The 15,522-nt window shown below is 72.4% G+C and carries 18 protein-coding genes; 8 read left to right on the forward strand and 10 right to left on the reverse strand.

The window, feature by feature from the left end; genetic code table 11:
* The 6 genes from ACFY7C_RS28435 to ACFY7C_RS28460 all read left to right on the forward strand — a co-directional run.
* On the forward strand, window positions 1–131 hold a 131-nt coding region (locus ACFY7C_RS28435), incomplete at its 5' end, for an adenosylhomocysteinase (protein WP_389656887.1).
* Window positions 131–811 carry a maleylpyruvate isomerase family mycothiol-dependent enzyme gene (locus ACFY7C_RS28440; RefSeq protein WP_389655692.1) on the forward strand — a complete coding sequence of 227 codons (681 nt, stop codon included), beginning with the start codon at window positions 131–133 and terminating at the stop codon, window positions 809–811. The genes ACFY7C_RS28435 and ACFY7C_RS28440, both read left to right, overlap by 1 nt.
* Window positions 812–892: 81 nt before the next feature.
* Window positions 893–4,642 (forward strand): amino acid adenylation domain-containing protein, encoded by a 3,750-nt coding sequence (locus ACFY7C_RS28445; protein ID WP_389655693.1) that lies wholly within the window; start codon window positions 893–895, stop codon window positions 4,640–4,642.
* Window positions 4,643–4,731: 89 nt separating this feature from the next.
* Window positions 4,732–5,025 (forward strand): DUF2087 domain-containing protein, encoded by a 294-nt coding sequence (locus ACFY7C_RS28450; RefSeq protein ID WP_389655694.1) that lies wholly within the window; start codon window positions 4,732–4,734, stop codon window positions 5,023–5,025.
* Complete coding sequence (locus ACFY7C_RS28455) at window positions 5,022–5,663, forward strand: LysE family transporter (protein ID WP_389655695.1); 642 nt, start codon at window positions 5,022–5,024, stop codon at window positions 5,661–5,663. The genes ACFY7C_RS28450 and ACFY7C_RS28455 overlap by 4 nt, the downstream gene beginning before the upstream one ends.
* 115 nt (window positions 5,664–5,778) lie before the next feature.
* On the forward strand, window positions 5,779–6,522 hold the full coding sequence (locus ACFY7C_RS28460) for a class I SAM-dependent methyltransferase (RefSeq protein WP_389655696.1): 744 nt from the start codon (window positions 5,779–5,781) through the stop codon (window positions 6,520–6,522).
* 45 nt (window positions 6,523–6,567) lie between these two features.
* Here the strand turns inward: ACFY7C_RS28460 and ACFY7C_RS28465 are convergent, their stop codons facing one another.
* From ACFY7C_RS28465 to ACFY7C_RS28490, 6 genes are all read right to left on the reverse strand, one after another.
* Entirely contained in the window at window positions 6,568–7,140 is a 573-nt protein-coding gene (locus tag ACFY7C_RS28465; RefSeq protein WP_389655698.1) for a dihydrofolate reductase family protein, read from the reverse strand.
* A gap of 129 nt (window positions 7,141–7,269) precedes the next feature.
* The gene (locus ACFY7C_RS28470) at window positions 7,270–8,658 is read right to left on the reverse strand and encodes an FAD-binding oxidoreductase (RefSeq protein ID WP_389655699.1); all 1,389 of its coding nucleotides are present in this window, start codon (window positions 8,656–8,658) and stop codon (window positions 7,270–7,272) included.
* 165 nt (window positions 8,659–8,823) lie between these two features.
* On the reverse strand, window positions 8,824–9,324 hold the full coding sequence (gene tpx, locus ACFY7C_RS28475) for a thiol peroxidase (protein WP_389655701.1): 501 nt from the start codon (window positions 9,322–9,324) through the stop codon (window positions 8,824–8,826).
* 84 nt (window positions 9,325–9,408) lie between these two features.
* Entirely contained in the window at window positions 9,409–10,095 is a 687-nt protein-coding gene (locus tag ACFY7C_RS28480) for a TetR/AcrR family transcriptional regulator (protein WP_389655702.1), read from the reverse strand.
* A gap of 105 nt (window positions 10,096–10,200) precedes the next feature.
* A complete protein-coding gene (locus ACFY7C_RS28485) occupies window positions 10,201–10,695 on the reverse strand; it encodes a cupin domain-containing protein (protein WP_389655703.1) in 495 nt (164 codons plus the stop codon).
* Window positions 10,696–10,725: 30 nt separating this feature from the next.
* Window positions 10,726–11,850, reverse strand: coding sequence for an MFS transporter (locus ACFY7C_RS28490; protein ID WP_389655705.1), 1,125 nt, complete (start codon window positions 11,848–11,850; stop codon window positions 10,726–10,728).
* 235 nt (window positions 11,851–12,085) lie between these two features.
* Between ACFY7C_RS28490 and ACFY7C_RS28495 the strand changes: the two genes are divergently transcribed.
* Both ACFY7C_RS28495 and ACFY7C_RS28500 read left to right on the forward strand, forming a co-directional pair.
* Complete coding sequence (locus tag ACFY7C_RS28495) at window positions 12,086–12,673, forward strand: NADPH-dependent FMN reductase (RefSeq protein WP_389655706.1); 588 nt, start codon at window positions 12,086–12,088, stop codon at window positions 12,671–12,673.
* A complete protein-coding gene (locus tag ACFY7C_RS28500; protein ID WP_389655707.1) occupies window positions 12,670–13,653 on the forward strand; it encodes an MBL fold metallo-hydrolase in 984 nt (327 codons plus the stop codon). Before ACFY7C_RS28495 ends, ACFY7C_RS28500 begins: the two co-directional genes overlap by 4 nt.
* Window positions 13,654–13,719: 66 nt before the next feature.
* Here ACFY7C_RS28500 and ACFY7C_RS28505 read toward each other — a convergent pair whose 3' ends face one another.
* The 4 genes from ACFY7C_RS28505 to ACFY7C_RS28520 all read right to left on the reverse strand — a co-directional run bounded on the left by ACFY7C_RS28505 (window position 13,720) and on the right by ACFY7C_RS28520 (window position 15,491).
* Entirely contained in the window at window positions 13,720–14,001 is a 282-nt protein-coding gene (locus tag ACFY7C_RS28505) for a hypothetical protein (RefSeq protein WP_389655708.1), read from the reverse strand.
* Between the two features lie 108 nt (window positions 14,002–14,109).
* Window positions 14,110–14,481, reverse strand: a complete 372-nt coding sequence (locus ACFY7C_RS28510) for a hypothetical protein (protein WP_389655709.1) — start codon at window positions 14,479–14,481, stop codon at window positions 14,110–14,112.
* Complete coding sequence (locus ACFY7C_RS28515; RefSeq protein ID WP_389655710.1) at window positions 14,478–14,939, reverse strand: hypothetical protein; 462 nt, start codon at window positions 14,937–14,939, stop codon at window positions 14,478–14,480. The genes ACFY7C_RS28510 and ACFY7C_RS28515 overlap by 4 nt, the downstream gene beginning before the upstream one ends.
* Before the next feature lie 57 nt (window positions 14,940–14,996).
* Window positions 14,997–15,491: a carboxymuconolactone decarboxylase family protein gene (locus ACFY7C_RS28520; RefSeq protein ID WP_389655711.1), complete on the reverse strand. Its 495-nt coding sequence runs from the start codon at window positions 15,489–15,491 to the stop codon at window positions 14,997–14,999.
* Window positions 15,492–15,522: the final 31 nt, after the last annotated feature.

Raw genomic sequence — 15,522 nt, forward strand, 5'->3', positions numbered from 1 at the left:
TCGACGAAAAGGTCGCCCGCCTCCACCTCGACGCCCTCGGCGTCAAACTCACCACCCTCCGCCCCGAACAAGCCACCTACATCGGCGTCCCCATCCACGGCCCCTACAAGCCCGACCACTACCGCTACTGATGTGTACCGACGTGTGTACCGACGACCACGCCCGTGACCCGTGGCTCCCGGACCGTCTCCTCCGGACGGAGCGGGACCTGCTGATGCCGCTGCTGCGCCGTACCCCCGAGCCGGCGTACGAGCTGCGCACCGCCTGCCCCGGCTGGACCGCCCGACAGGTGCTCGCCCACTGCGCGGCGGCGCTCGTCAGGATCGTCGAGGGGCGCCTGGAGGAGGGCGTCTTCCTGCCCGAGGCGAACGCCTCCGACGTGGCCGAGCGCGAGGACTGGCCGCTCGGCCGGATCCTCGACGAACTGGAGCGGGGCCTCACCGAGGCCGGTCCGGTCATCGCCGGGCACGAGGACGGCCGCCTCGACGCGGTCGCGCTCGGCGAGTGGGTGCACGCCGGGGACGTACGGGAGGCCTTCGGCGAACCCGGCGCCTACTGCGGGGCCGCCCTCGACCTGGCCCTGCCGCTGCTGTGCGTCACCAGCCGCAGGCGGGAGACCCCGCGGCTCGTCGGCGTCCTGGCCGACCGGGCCGAAAAGGTCGACCTCGGCAACGCCGTCGAGGGCCGCCCGCCGGCCCGCTTCCACGGCGACGCGGCCACCCTGATCCGTATCTACTCGGGCCGCCCGCTGGTCCGCACCCGCTACGAGCTGACGGGTGCGACGGAGCGGGAACTGCTCATCTACCGCTGACGGCGACGGGCCCCGGTCCTGGTCCTCCAGGACCGGGGCCCGCCCCTTTTCCCTCCCGCCTCACTCACGCAGGGGACCTCCATGCCCAGTACGTTGGACCGGCTGCTGCGCGCCCAGGTTCAGGCGCGCCCCGACGACACCGCCGTCGTCTTCGAGGACGACACCCTCACCTTCCGCGAGCTCCACGAAGGCGCCGCCGTCCTCGCCGGCTATCTCCGCACCCTCGGCGTCGCCGCCGACCACCGCGTCGGTGTCCACGTTGAACCCTCACTCGAACTGATGATCGGCACGTGGGGCGTGGTGCTGTCCGGCGGCGCGTACGTCCCGCTCTCCCCGGAGTATCCGGAAGAGCGCCTCCGCTACATGATCGAGGACAGCGGCGCACGGATCGTCTTCACCCAGGAACGCTTCCGTGCCCGCGTCACCGAGCTCGCCCCGCCCGGCACCACCGTCGTCACCCTCAAGGACGCCGTCCAGCACGCCTGGCGCACCGCCGGCGACGAACAGCCCGTCACCGACCCGGCGGTGGACGCCGCCCAGCTCGCGTACGTCATCTACACCTCCGGCTCCACCGGCAGACCCAAGGGCGTCATGGTCGAGCACCGCTCGATCGCCGCCCAGATGCGCTGGATGTCCGCCGAGCACCACCTCCGCCCCGGCGCCGTCGTCGTCCAGAAGACCCCCATGAGCTTCGACGCCGCCCAGTGGGAGATCCTCGCCCCGGCCGTCGGCGCCCGCGTCGCCATGGGCCCGCCGGGGGTGTACCGCGACCCCGAAGCCCTGATCGACACCGTACGACGGCACGACGCCACCATGCTCCAGTGCGTGCCGACCCTCCTCCAGGCCCTGCTCGACACCGAGCGGTTCGCCTCCTGCACCAGCCTGCGCCGGGTCTACTCGGGCGGCGAGACCCTCTCCCGCAACCTGGCCGTCCAGCTCCTCGCCGAACTTCCCCACGCCGAGCTGGTCAACCTGTACGGCCCCACCGAGTGCACCATCAACGCCTCCTCCCACACCGTCGACCGGGCCACCGTCGCCGACGGCCCCGCCGCGATACCCATCGGCAGACCGGCGTACGACACGACCTTCCACATACGGGACGGCGAGCTGTGCATCGGCGGCATCCAGGTCGCGCGGGGGTACCTGGACCGGCCCGAGCTCACGGCGGAACGCTTCGTCACCACCGGCAGCGGCGAGCGCCTCTACCGCACCGGCGACCTCGCCACCCGGAACGAGGACGGCACCGTCCAGTTCGCCGGCCGCGCCGACAACCAGATCAAGCTGCGCGGCTTCCGCGTCGAGCTCGACGAGATCGCGCTCGCCATCGAGAACCACGACTGGGTGAAGTCCGCCGCCGTCATCGTCAGGAACGAGCCCCGCACCGGCTTCCAGAACCTGGTCGCCTGCGTCGAGCTGTCCCCGAAGGAAGCCGCACTGATGGACCAGGGCAACCACGGCGCCCACCACCAGTCCAAGGAGTCCAAGCTCCAGGTCAAGGCGCAGCTGTCCAACGCCGGCACCGTCGACGCGCGCGAGCTGGCCGGCCGCCCGGTCGTCGAGCTGCCCGGCCGCACGCCGACCGAGCGGATGCGCCGTACCGTCTTCGCCCGCAAGACCTACCGCTTCTACGAGGGCGGGCCGGTCACCCGCGCCGATGTCCTCGCCGCGCTCGCCCGCCGCCCCGAGGGCATCGGCTCCCGCGCGGTCGGCACCCTGACCGCCGCCGACCTGGGCGAGATCCTGCGCTGGTTCGGCCAGTTCCTCAGCGAGGAGCGGCTGCTCCCGAAGTACGGCTACGCCTCGCCGGGCGCGCTGTACGCGACGCAGCTCTCCGTGGAGGTGCGCGGGATCGCGGGCCTGGAGCCCGGCACGTACTACTACCACCCGGTGCACCACCGGCTGCATCTGATGGAGCCGGGCGCCGCAGGAGAGGGCGAGGCACGCGTCCGCTTCGGATTCCGCGGCAAGTGGGAGGCCATCGAGCCCGTCTACAAGAACAACATCCGCGAGGTCCTGGAGATCGAGACCGGCCACATGGTGGGCCTGTTCGAGGAGATCCTGCCGGGTCTGGGCCTGGCGATCCGACCGGTGCGCGACGGGGAGGGCCGGGAGGACCTGGGCGTGTTCGAGCTCGTCCCGTACGACGAGGAGGCGGCGCGGGACTCCGGCCCCGAGGTGGACCTGTACGTCCAGTCCCACCCGGGCCGGATCGCCGACCTCCCGCCCGGGCAGTACGCCTACCGGGCCGGGGAGCTGACCCCCGTCTCCGCCGGCCTCGTCGAGAAGAAGCACGTCATCGCCATCAACCAGGCGGTGTACGAGCGGGCGAGCCTCGGCATCACCGCGATCAGCCGGCCGGCCGCCGGCCGGCGCGCCTACGTCGACCTGGGCCGGGCCCTCCAGCGGCTCCAACTCGGCGACCACGGGCTGGGCTTCATGTCCTCCGGCTACAGCTCCATGTCCGGCCACCCGCTGCCCGCCGCCCGCCGCATGGACGAGATCCTGTCGGCCGCGGGCCGCGCGACCGGCCCCTCGTACTTCTTCGTCGGCGGCGCCGTCAGCGAGGAGCAGCGGCTCAGCGAGGGCATGTACGAGGACACCGTCCACATGAAGGGGCCCGCGGAGATGATCCGCGACGACCTGGCGCACCACCTGCCCGACTACATGATCCCCAACCGGGTCGTGGTCCTGGACCGGCTGCCGCTCTCCGCCAACGGCAAGGTCGACAGCAAGGCCCTCGCCGAACTCGCCGTCGTCAACGCCGGTCTGCACGGCCGCCCGCACGTCCCGCCGCGCACCCGCACCGAGCAGCGGCTCGCGGAGATCTGGGCGGCGGCGTTGAAGTACGAGGAGGTCGAGGCGGTCTCCGTCCAGGACGACTTCTTCGAGTCGGGCGGCAACTCGCTGATCGCGGTCGCGCTCATCACCCGGATCAACCGGGAGTTCGGGCGCGAGTCAGGGGGCGCGGGGCTCCCCCTCCAGATCCTCTTCGAGTGCCCGAGCATCGAGAAGCTGGCCCACCGCCTGGACGGTGCCGCGGCCACCCCCGCCTCCCGGCTGGTCCGGCTGCACGCCGAGGGCGACCGCTCGCCGGTCTACTGCTGGCCCGGCCTCGGCGGCTACACCATGAACCTGCGCTTCCTCGCGGAGGAGATCGGCATCGACCGGCCCTTCTACGGGGTGCAGGCGCACGGCGTCAACCGCGGCGAGACCCCGTACGACACCATCCGCGAGATGGCCGCCGCCGACGTGGCCGCCATCCGCCGCCGTCAGCCCGCCGGCCCGTACACCCTGTGGGGCTACTCCTTCGGCGCCCGTGTCGCCTTCGAGTCGGCGCACCTCCTGGAGGCGGCGGGCGAGCAGGTGGAGCACCTGTTCCTGATCGCGCCGGGCTCCCCGAAGGTCCGCGAGGAGTCGGCGGCCGGCGGCGCCTCGTACGACAGCCCCGGCTTCACGCGGATCCTGTACTCGGTCTTCGCGGGCGCGCTGGAGGAGGTCCCGGCGGCGGCGAAGGACGCGGAGGGCTTCGCCGCGTACGTGACGGAACGCTTCCCCGCGCTCGACCCGGAGCTGGTGGCCCGGATCATCGCCATCGTCGAGAAGACCTTCGAGTTCACCTACACCTTCCGGGAACTCACCGAACGCACCGTCTCCTGCCCGGTCACGATCTTCAAGGCCCGGGGCGACGACTACTCCTTCCTGGAGACCGCGACGGGCTGGTCCTCCCGGCCGCCGACGGTGGTGGAGCTGGACGCCGACCACTACAGCCTGCTGCGGGCGCCGGATCTGAAGGAGCTGGTGAAGAAGATCCGCTACCGGCTGGGGCGGTAGCGGTGGCCGTGGCCGTGGCCCCAGCCCTGGCCGTGGCCGGGCGGTAAATGCTTTGCGGGCGGGCCGCCCGGCCCGTCACGCTTCACCGCATGGACTCCACCGCCGATCTGTTCGCCGCCGACGGGCGCCTCAAGGCGATCCCGCGGAAGCCCGCGCGCCGGGCCGCCCTGCTCGACCATCTGGCCGCGACGCTCTTCGAGCCGGCCCGCTCCTACACCGAGCGCGAGGTCAACGAGGCCCTGAAGACCGTGCACGCCGACTTCCCGGCCCTGCGCCGCTATCTGGTCGTCGGCGGGCAGCTCGCCCGTACGAAGGACGGCTCGGCCTACCACCGACAGCAGCAGCCCGGCGTCCCCGCGGGAGCGACCCCCGCCGTCGCGTGATCGCCGCGGCGGTGGCCGGCCTCCTGGCCGGCTACGGCATCGCGATCCCCGTCGGCGCGGTCGGCGCCTACCTGGTGGCCGTCACGGCCCGCACCGGCTGGCGCACGGGCGCCGGCGCGGCCCTCGGCGTCGCCACCGCCGACGGCGTCTACGCCCTCCTCGCGGTCGCGGGCGGCTCCGCGCTCGTCCCGCTGCTCGCCCCCGTCATGACCCCGCTGCGCTGGGTCTCCGCCGTGGTCCTGGTGGCCCTCGCGGTCCGGGCGGCCGTCCTGGCCGTACGGACCCACCGCGCCGGGTCCCTCGCCTCGCGCGACGACGGCACGACGACCCTCACTCCGGCCCGCGCGTACCTCACCTTCCTGGGCATCACGCTCCTCAACCCGATGACGGTGATCTACTTCGCCGCGCTGATCCTCGCCACCGGTCCCGACGCCCCCGCGACCCCTGCCGAGCGCATGGTGTTCGTCCTCGCCGCGCTCCTGGCCTCCGCCAGCTGGCAGCTCCTCCTCACCACCGGCGGCAGCCTCCTCGGCCGCACCCTCACCGGCCCGCGCGGCCGCCTCACGACGGCCCTCGCGTCGAGCACGCTGATCGTGGTCCTGGCGGTGGCGCTGCTCGTCCAGACACAGGCCCCGTAGAGGAGGCCGAGGCGGGACCCGCATCTCTGTGGGTTCCGCCAATACGGCGGGGAGTCGTGATCCGGCAAGACTGCCAAGCGAAACGGATCACCAACTCAGCACGGGGGTACAGCAGATGACCACGTATCAGCAGTACGACGAGATCGGCGAGGCCTACGAGGGATTCAAGGCGCTGCCGCTGGAGCAGTACGCGGTGGTGCCGTCCTTCCTGGCCCTGGTCGGCGACGTACGCGGCAAATCGATCCTCGACCTGGCCTCCGGAACCGGCTTCTACAGTCGCGAGTTCCGGCGGCGCGGCGCCTCGGAGGTGCTCGGCGTGGACATCTCCGGCGAGATGGTCGCCGTGTCCCGGAAGCTGGAGGAGACCGACCCGCTGGGCATCGCCTACGAGGTGGGCGACGTCGCCGAGCTGCGGCCCTTCGAGCGGCCCTTCGACATCGTGCTCGGCGTCCAGATGCTCAGCTACGCACCGGACATCGCCACCACCGAGCGGATGTGCCGCAACATCCACCGCAGCCTGAGGCCCGGCGGCGAGTTCTTCATCCTCAACCAGTCGCCCGACTACCGCTTCGACGGCCCCACGCCGGAGCGGTACGGCTTCCGCTGCGAGCTCACCGGCGAGCAGATCGAGACCGGCCCCAAGGTCCGCCTCACCGCGCTCCTCGACCCGCCGGTCTCCTTCGTCGCCAACCGCCCCCGCCGGGAGGTCTACGAGGACTCCCTGCGGGCCGCCGGATTCCGCGACCTCGCCTGGGTGCCGGTGACGGTGTCGGAGGCGGGCCTGCGCGAGTTCGGCGCCGACTACTGGTCGGACTTCCACGCCAACCCGCCGCTGGAGATGCTGCGCTGCCGCGCCTGACCCGATGGCATGGGTCCTCGGCCCGGCGCCCCGGGCCCCGGGCCGTCACCGGACGACGTCGAAGACCTGCTTCTGCACGCCGTTCGCGTACGCCTCGTGCTCCACCAGGCGCAGCTTCTGGGCGTCCTTGTCCGTGGTGCTGAAGAGGCGCTTGCCGGCGCCGAGCAGCAGCGGGAAGACCAGCAGGTGGTAGCGGTCGATCAGGCCCGCGTCGGAGAGGGCCCGGTTCAGGGTGGCGCTGCCGTGGACGATGATCGGGCCGCCCTCGGTCTCCTTCAGCGCGGCGACCTCGTCGAGCGAGCGCAGGATCGTGGTCTCGCCCCAGTCGGAGACCAGGTCGTCCTCGGCGAGCGTGGTGGACACCACGTACTTCGGCATCTCCTTGTAGTCGGCGAAGTCCTCCATGTCCGGCCACACGGCGCTGAAGGCCTCGTAGCTGGTGCGGCCCAGCAGCATCGCGGTGGCTTCCTTCTGCTCCCGGCCCTTGATCTCGAAGGCCTCGGGGAGGAACTCCACCTCCTTGAACGTCCACCCGGAGTTGCGGTAGCCGGGCTCGCCGCCCGGGGCCTCCACGACGCCGTCGAGCGAGACGAAGGCGGAGCTGATCAGAGTGCGCATGGAAGTCCCCTTGAGAGGTCGCCGTATCGCGTATCGCGTTCGCGTATCGCGTTCATGATCTAGGACCGGCGGCCCCCGGGAAACTCATCGGTCCACGGGAAACTCATCGGGCCGCGGGAAACGGGAAAGTCATCGGCCCGCCGGGACGATGTTCTGCGTGTGACGGAAGACGTTGTCCGGGTCGTACGTCCGCTTCACCTCGGCCAGCCGGTCGTAGTGCCCGCGGTACGTGGCCCGGACCCGGTCCCCGCCTTCGTCCGCGCCCAGGAAGTTGACGTACGCGCCGCCCATGGAGTGGGGGTGCAGGGCCTCCCAGTAGTCCACGCTCCACCGGTGGATCAGCTCCGCGTCCGCCGGTTCGGAGCTGATGCCGGCGATCACGCCGGACCAGACCGCGTCCCGGTACGCCCAGGCCGTGTCCATGGGGCCGGGGCGGTGGGCGGCGCCGTCGACCGGATAGAGGTGCATCGTCGACAGCTCGGTCGGCATCCGCTCCAGGTAGGTCCGGTGGACGTCGATCGCGTCGTCCGTGATCCCGTCGAAGAAGTCCCCGCGCCAATACCACTGCAGCCCCTTGGGGATCAGGTCGTCGAACATCGACTGGATCGCCGGATACGGCACGGGCGTCTCGAAGTGGAACGCGGGCGGCGCCGGGTCGGCGACGACGGCGAACGCCTTCGCGAGGGCCTCCTCGTCCGTGGTGCCCGTGTGGCACCACACGACCCCGCACATCCGCTTCCCGTGGATCTCCTCCGGGAACGGCGGCCCCGGCGCCACCACCAGCGTCGCGAAGAAACCGTTCAGGTCGGTGTCCGCCGCCGGCATGAACTCGCGGTACCAGCGCAGCACCGCCCCGATGTGCTCCGGCTCCCACAGGGTGACGGCGAGCCCCACGTTCTCCACGGGATGCAGTGCGAAGGTGAACGACGTCACGATCCCGAAGTTGCCGCCGCCGCCGCGCAACGCCCAGAACAGGTCCGGGTGTTCCTCCGCCGAGGCGGTGACGACCGAGCCGTCGGCGAGGACCACGTCCGCCGCCAGCAGGTTGTCGATCGTCAGCCCGTACGCACGGGTCAGATGGCCGTGCCCGCCGCCCAGGGTCAGCCCGCCCACCCCGGTCGTCGACATGATCCCGGCCGGCGTCGCGAGTCCGTGGCCGTGCGCCTCGTGGTCCAGGTCGCCGAGCTGACTGCCACCGCCCACCAGCGCCGTCCGCGACGCCGGATCCACCCGGACCCACCGCATCCCCGACAGGTCCACCATCAGCGAACCGTCGACGAGGCAGAGACCGCCACCGCTGTGGCCGCCGCCGCGCACCGCCAGGTCCGTGCCGGTGTCCCGGGCGTACCTCACCGCCGCCCGTACGTCCGAGGTGTCCGCGCACCGGGCGATCACCGCGGGCCGGCGGTCGATCATCGCGTTGTAGATCGACCGGGCCTCTTCGTACCCCGCGTCGTCGGGGCCGGTCACCTCGCCCCGCAGCAGCTCGCGCAGGGTCTCCACAGCCGTGCCACCCATGGCCACTCCTCAAGGCCCCCTGCCTGCGGCCGCGCTACCCCTTCAGTCTCTCCCTGGCCGGGACCCCCCGCCTCCCGGGCCCCGGCATCCGGGCGCCCCGGGCAGACGCGGAGGCCCGCCCGGCGGTGATCGCCGGGCGGGCCTCGTCGTCCTCGCGGGCGCGGACTACTTCAGGGCGGCCAGGGCGGCCTCGTAGTTCGGCTCCTCGGCGATCTCGTTGACGAGCTCGGTGTGCAGGACCTTGTCGTTCTCGTCGAGGACGACGACGGCGCGGGCGGTCAGGCCGGCCAGCGGGCCGTCGGCGATCGCGACACCGTAGTCGGTGTGGAAGTCACGGCCGCGCAGGGTGGAGAGGTTCTGCACGTTCTCGAGGCCCTCGGCGCCGCAGAAGCGGGCCTGGGCGAAGGGGAGGTCCGCCGAGATGCACAGCACGACGGTGTTCTCCAGGTCGCCGGCCTTCGCGTTGAAGGCGCGCACGGAGGAGGCGCAGGTGGGGGTGTCGACGCTGGGGAAGATGTTGAGGACCTTGCGCTTGCCGGCGAAGTCCTTCAGCGACTTGTCCGCGAGACCCTCGCCGACCAGGCTGAACTCGGGGGCCTGGCTGCCCGTGGCGGGCAGGGAGCCGTCGACGGTTACGGGGTTGCCCTTGAGCGCGACCTGGGCCATGAGGAATCTCCTTAGACAGAGGGTGTTGCCGTTGTCAGCCACCGGTGCGGCTGTCGGCGGTCCGATCGTATTCCGCCGGGCCGCTCAGCCGCGTCCGTGTCCGTACCCGGCGAGGAAGAGGTCCACGCCGGAGGTGATCATCCGGGCCAGCTCGGCCTCGTCGATCTCGGCCTCGGGGGAGAAGGTGCGGACGAGCTGTGGCACGCCCACGGTGGCGGCGACGAGCTGCTGGACGGCGAGCTTGGGGTCGGGGACGTGGAGGGCGCCGCGCGCGTGGAGCTCGGTGAACGCCTCGACGAGCGGGCCGTTGTTCATGTCGTAGCTGACCCGGTACCAGAGCTGCCCGAGCTGCGGGAAGCGGTCGATCTCGCCGATCACCAGGCGGCGCAGCGACATGATGTCGGGCCGCAGCAGGATGCGTGCCCAGTCGGTGGTGAGCCGGACGAGGGCGGCGCGCAGGTCGGGCGCGTCGGCGAGGGTGGAGTTGCTGGGTTCCAGGTCCGCGTAGGTCTTGGGCAGGACGCCGCCGATGACGGCGAGGAAGAGGCGTTCCTTGCTGCCGAAGTGCTTGTAGATGGTCGCCTTGGAGACGCCGGACCGCTGGGTGATCGCGTCCATGGAAGCCGCCGAGTAGCCCTCGGCGAGGAACTCGGTGAGGGCGGCGTCGATGATCGCCTGTCGCTTGCGGGAGGCGGCGTCGACGGGCTCGGGGATGACCGGGATGCCGTACTCGTCTGTGGCGGCGGCGTCCTGGGGCTCGGCTGCTCCCATGGGCGGTGTCCTTACGGGGTGGGGAGAGGGGGCCGCCAGTATATGAACTGAACGGTTTGGTCTGTAAAGCTCGGGCCGCCCGGCGGGGTGGCCGGCCACCCCGCCTCAGACGAAGAAGCTGTCGTGGTGCAGGAAGAACTCCGCACGCTCGGCGTCCGTGAGGTCGCCGAGCCGGGTGATGCCCTCGAAGTACTCCTCGCGGGGCGCGCCGGGCGCGAAGAGCATCAGCATCGACGCCGGCTCGCCGGACTCGTTGCGGAAGGCGTGCAGGCCGCCGACCGGGACGTAGAGGTGGTCGCCGGAGGTGGCGTCGATCCACTTCTCGCCGTCGAAGAGCCGCATCGTGCCGGAGAGGACGAAGAAGGCCTCCGACATCGCCTTGTGGAAGTGGGTGCTGGGACCGACGGCCTGCGGACCCATGTCCACGCGGTAGAGGCCGTACTCGCCCTTCGTGGACAGGGTGGTCGACAGGTAGTGGTAATCGGCTCCGGGGGCGGTGTAGTCGGGTTCGGCGGAGGCGGACCGGTAGCGGGCGCTGATCTCGCCCTGGTCGCCCGAATAGCGGGGGGCGGGGTAGGCGTGGGGGTCGAACAGGGACATGGCGGACTCCTTGGGGTTCGCGTGATCCGGTCAGGTGAGGGCGGCGGCCAGGGCGGGGCCCGCCGAGGCGCCGATGAGGAAGGCGAGGTTGAACAGGCCGACCGCGGTGCCGTGCCGTGCCTCCGGGAGGCCCTCGGTCGCCGTGCCGGTGAGCAGCCCCTGACCGCCCGCCGTGACGAGCGCGCTGGCGCCGGAGCCGGCCAGGACCACGAGCCACCAGGGCGCGAGGACCGCCGCGGCGACGGAACCGAGCGACCCGGCGGCGAGCAGCGCCCGCAGGCGCCGGGGGCCGAGGCGCGGGGCCGCGCGGATCAGCTGCCAGGACAGCAGGGCGCCCGCGAGGGTGGCGAGGGACGCGGCGGCGCCGGTCTGCACGGCGGTCCAGCCGGTGAGCGCGGCGACGCGGCGCGGAGCCTCGTACAGCAGCGCGAAGTTGACGGTGGCGAGGGCGAGGATCATTCCGGCGGCGATACGGAAGCCGGGGGCGCCGAACACGTCGAGCGGCAGTGCGCCACGCGGGGCGGCGACGGCGCCGGCGGGGGTCCGATCCGGCGGGCCGGCCAGGCGCAGGGTGGGCGCGAGGACGAGCAGGCTCAGGAGCGGCAGCAGCAGGGTCGCCCGCCAGCCGAGCGCCCCGGCGAGCGCGGCACCGGCGAAGACGCCGGTCGTGCCGCCGACCGCGCTGCCGATGGCCACGAGTCCGGGGGTCCGGCCCGAGCGGTCGCGGCCGGCGATCTGGAAGGCCGCGACGTTCAGCCCGGCCGCGCCGGCCGCCTCCAGGATCCGCCCCGCCACGACCGCGGGGAGGTTCGGGGCGAGGAGGCAGAGGACGGCCCCCAGGACGACGAGGACGGCACCGGCCCGTACGACTCCGCCGACTCCGCCCAGCCCGGTGACCCCGCCGAGCCCGGCCGCGCCGTGCCGCGCGCTCCGCGCGGCGAGTGCGGGCAGCAGGGGAGTGCCGACGGCCATGCCGATCCCGTACGCGGTCAGCAGCCAGGCCGCCGAGCCGGGCGGGACGGCCAGGTCGCGGGCGGCGTCGGCGAGGGCGAGGGTCGGCCCTGACAGGCCGGCGGCGGCGGGCGCGGCGAGCAGGGCGAGCGGAAGGGCGCCCGAGCCGGGCCGCGCGGCCGGGCGGGCGGCGGTCGCGGTCACACCCGGTCCCGTCCGTACGCCGCCCGGCCGCGGCGGCCGGCCCGATGGCACGTCAGGGTGGCGTAGCCCAGCGGCATTTCGTCGAAGGAAGGCATGCGACGAATGAACTACACCATTCAGTTCACTGTCAAGACTGAACTGTTCCGTTGACAGACTGAACCGAACGGTTTACGTTCCTGCTCGTCGAGTTGAACCACCGTCAGTCACCCCTGGTGAACGCCGAAGGAGCCCCGCCATGACCGCCACCGCCGCCCGCCCGTCCCGGATCCTCGCCATCTCCGGCTCGCTGCGCGCCGCCTCCCACAACACCCAACTGCTCCGCGCCGCACTGAAGTTCAACCCCGGCGGCCAGGACATCGAGATCTACGAGGACCTGCGCGCCATCCCGCCGTACGACCTCGACCTCGACACCCCCGAACTGCGCCCCGCCGCCGTGACCGAGCTGCGCCGCCGGGTCCAGGAGGCCGACGGACTGCTCATCGCCACGCCCGAGTTCAACTACTCGATCCCCGGCGTGCTCAAGAACGCCCTCGACTGGCTCAGCACCGACTGGACGCGGACCGAAGGACTTCCGCTGCACCGCAAGCCGATCGCCGTCCTCGGCGCCTCGCCGGCCAACTTCGGCACCGTGCGGGCGCAGCTGGCCCTGCGTCAGATCTTCGTCTGGACCGACAGCGACGTCGTGGTGAAGCCCGAGGTCCACGTGTTCCGCTCGCACGAGCGCTTCGACGCCGACGGCAACCTCACCGACGAGATCACCATCGAGCTGCTCCAGCAGCTGCTGTCCGCCCTCCAGTCCAAGATCGAGGCGAGCCGCGCATGACCGGCTCCGCAGCCGGTCCGGCCGCTGGTGCTGCCAGTCCGGCCGCCGGCGGGCCGCGCATGACCGGCTCCGCCGCCGTTCCGGCCGCCGGTCTCGCTGCCGGTCCGGCCGCCGTTCCCACCGCCGGCGGGCTGCCCGTCACCGCCACGTACATCGGCACGGCCACCGTCCTGCTCCGGATCGGGGAGCTGACAATCCTGACCGACCCGGCCTTCGACGCGGCCCCCGCCGACTACCCGGCGGCCCGCCCGCTCCACCGCACCGCGGGACCCGCCCTCACCGCCGACCGGCTGCCGCCGATCGACCTGGTCCTGCTCTCCCACGACCAGCACGCCGACAACCTCGACCGCACCGGCCGCGAGGTCCTCGCCCGGGCGGCCCACGTCCTCACCACCCCGGAGGCCGCCGGCCGCCTCGGCGGCCGCGCGGAGGGCCTGGCGTCCTGGGAGAGCCGCACCTTCACGGCCCGATTCACGGCGGCGCCCGACCGGATGGGGGCGGCCACCGGCGGGACGGGGGCGGCAGACCCGGCGACGGCCACCGACCGGCTCGGAGCCACCGTCACCGTCACGGCGACGCCCGCCCGCCACGGCCCCGAGGGCACCGAACAGGCCACCGGCCCCGTCACCGGCTTCGTCGTCCAGTACCCGGGCGGCAGCCTCTACCTCTCCGGAGACACCGTCCGCCATGACGCCCTGAAGGAGATCGCGGAACGCTTCCCCTCCCTCGACGTCGCCTTCCTCCACTTCGGCGACGCCCACTTCCCCAGCACGGGCGACCTCGCCTTCTCCCTCAGCGCCACCGAGGGTGCCGCCCTCGCCCGCACCCTCGGCGCCCGCACGGTGATCCCCCTCCACTTCGACTCCTGGACCCACCTCGCCGAGGACCCGAACCGCATCACCGCCGCCTTCGCCGCCGACCCGGCCCTCGCCGGCCGACTGCGCCGGCTGCGCCCCGGCCTCCCGGAGCGACTGGCCTGACCGTCCCTGGCCGGGCAGCGGGAGGCGCCTGCCCCGACCGGCGAGGCAGGAGCCCGCGGGGCGGGTCTACCGGCGCACCATCCCCACGCACAACAGCTTGTCGAGGAAGGACGCTCGCCCTTCCTTGCCGATGACGACCTCCGTCGCCTGGCCGATGATCTTGTTCAGCGGGATGGCGTAGGCGTCGTCCGCTTGCGTGCACTTCGTGGTCGTCGTGGTCGGCGTGGTGGTCGTGGTCTGTGTGGTCGTCGGGGTCGTCTCGGGGTCGGCGGCGGTCGCCACTCCGGCGCCACCGAAAACCACCGCGGCGGTGAAGGCCGTCGCCGTCAGAACAGTGCGTACGCGCATGCGTTTCTCCAGGTCGCAGGGAGGATCGTGATGCTGAACGCCCCCGGGGTCTCGCGGTCACGCCGAGAACCACCTAATGGACCAAGGCCGCCACCGGAAAGCCTCGGATCACACCCTGCTCCGGAGGGTCTCGAACCAGTCCGCCGTCCGCTCCGCGCACGCGCCCGGCGACCCGGCCGTACGGAAGGGTCCTGCCGAGGAGCCGTGCAGCGGCACGTACATCTGGTCGTGCAGCTCGGTGCCGTACACGCCACCCTGCTCGTCGAAGAACGCCCCGAACACCTCGGCCCCCACGCGCACCAGCGCGACCAGATGCCCGAACCCCGTCTCCTCCGGCCGCAGCACGAACGTGTCGTCCGGATCCCCGCCCCACGTCACGGCCCGCTCCCGCAGCACCCGTACGAATCGCCGCGCCGACCCCTCCAACTCCCCGAAGGCGTCAGTGGTGTCGTCCTCGCCGACCCAGAACCAGGGGATCACCGCGGGGGCCAGGCGCTGTGGACGACGGCCGGCTCGGCCGGCGCCGGGGCCTCCGGGCGGAAGCGGCTCAACTCCACCCACGGCAGCAGGAAACTGTCGTACGTCTCGGGCGCCGCGCTCTCGCCCCAGTGCAGCCCACCCGCCACCACGTGTCCGTTCGCCCCGTCCTCCGTCTCCAGGACGAACGCCCGCCAGTCGTGCCACTCCCGCGGATCCGCCGCCCGCAGCCGGGCCTCCTCCTCCGCGTCCGCGAACCGGATCGTCAGGGACGGGTAGTAGTCCCTCACCGACATGGACCCGAGGTCCGCGAACTCCACGTCCACCGTCGTGGTCCGCCCCTCCTCCGGATCCTGCGGACCCCGCAACACCAGCCGGCTGTGCCCGAGCACATACGCGTGCAGCCGCATCGGCCGCCGGAACACCACCGGCAGCTCCGCCGCCTCGACCCGCTGTCCCATCAGCCCCACCCCTCCCACACCCCAAGGCGGCGCCACCCTACAAGGGCCCGGCCGACCTCAGTCCCACTGCTGGTCGGCGAGGGACGCGACGGGCTGGGGCTTGCCGATGACCGCGAGGGCGATGAAGAAGTTGATCTGCCCGATCGCGATCGTGAGCGTCGCGAGCGCCTTCTCGTCGTAGTGCCGCGCCACCTCCGCGTACAGCTCGTCCGTCACACGCTCCCGGCCGTGCGGGGCCGGCTGGAGCGTGGCCTCCACGAGCGCGAGGGCGGCGCGCTCCGCGTCGGTGAAGTACGGGGCGTCCTGCCAGGAGGAGACCGCGGTGATCCGCTCCTCGCTCTCCCCGGCCTTGCGCAGGAAGCTGGTGTTCAGGACGGTCAGATAGGTGTTCCGCACGATCTGCCCGGCGCGCAGGTGAACCAGGTTGATCGTCGTCCGCGGCACCGACTGGTTCCCGGTGGCCCGGAACAGCGCGGCACTCACGTCGGCGACCTCGGGCACGAAGTCGGCCGGGTTCGGCATGCGGGAGATCGAAGCGGCGGTGTTCGTCATGGCTGCACTCTCGTTTCTGCCTCGCGGCGCC

This window comes from Streptomyces sp. NPDC012769, from assembly GCF_042901205.1.
Taxonomy (GTDB): Bacteria; Actinomycetota; Actinomycetes; order Streptomycetales; family Streptomycetaceae; genus Streptomyces.

Coding starts and splice junctions, on each gene's coding strand:
- ACFY7C_RS28440 (WP_389655692.1), top strand. CDS start 131: ATGTGTACCGACGTGTGTACCGACGACCACGCCCGTGACCCGTGGCTC.
- ACFY7C_RS28445 (WP_389655693.1), top strand. CDS start 893: ATGCCCAGTACGTTGGACCGGCTGCTGCGCGCCCAGGTTCAGGCGCGC.
- ACFY7C_RS28450 (WP_389655694.1), top strand. CDS start 4,732: ATGGACTCCACCGCCGATCTGTTCGCCGCCGACGGGCGCCTCAAGGCG.
- ACFY7C_RS28460 (WP_389655696.1), top strand. CDS start 5,779: ATGACCACGTATCAGCAGTACGACGAGATCGGCGAGGCCTACGAGGGA.
- ACFY7C_RS28465 (WP_389655698.1), bottom strand. CDS start 7,140: ATGCGCACTCTGATCAGCTCCGCCTTCGTCTCGCTCGACGGCGTCGTG.
- ACFY7C_RS28470 (WP_389655699.1), bottom strand. CDS start 8,658: ATGGGTGGCACGGCTGTGGAGACCCTGCGCGAGCTGCTGCGGGGCGAG.
- tpx (WP_389655701.1), bottom strand. CDS start 9,324: ATGGCCCAGGTCGCGCTCAAGGGCAACCCCGTAACCGTCGACGGCTCC.
- ACFY7C_RS28480 (WP_389655702.1), bottom strand. CDS start 10,095: ATGGGAGCAGCCGAGCCCCAGGACGCCGCCGCCACAGACGAGTACGGC.
- ACFY7C_RS28485 (WP_389655703.1), bottom strand. CDS start 10,695: ATGTCCCTGTTCGACCCCCACGCCTACCCCGCCCCCCGCTATTCGGGC.
- ACFY7C_RS28495 (WP_389655706.1), top strand. CDS start 12,086: ATGACCGCCACCGCCGCCCGCCCGTCCCGGATCCTCGCCATCTCCGGC.
- ACFY7C_RS28500 (WP_389655707.1), top strand. CDS start 12,670: ATGACCGGCTCCGCAGCCGGTCCGGCCGCTGGTGCTGCCAGTCCGGCC.
- ACFY7C_RS28505 (WP_389655708.1), bottom strand. CDS start 14,001: ATGCGCGTACGCACTGTTCTGACGGCGACGGCCTTCACCGCCGCGGTG.
- ACFY7C_RS28515 (WP_389655710.1), bottom strand. CDS start 14,939: ATGGGACAGCGGGTCGAGGCGGCGGAGCTGCCGGTGGTGTTCCGGCGG.
- ACFY7C_RS28520 (WP_389655711.1), bottom strand. CDS start 15,491: ATGACGAACACCGCCGCTTCGATCTCCCGCATGCCGAACCCGGCCGAC.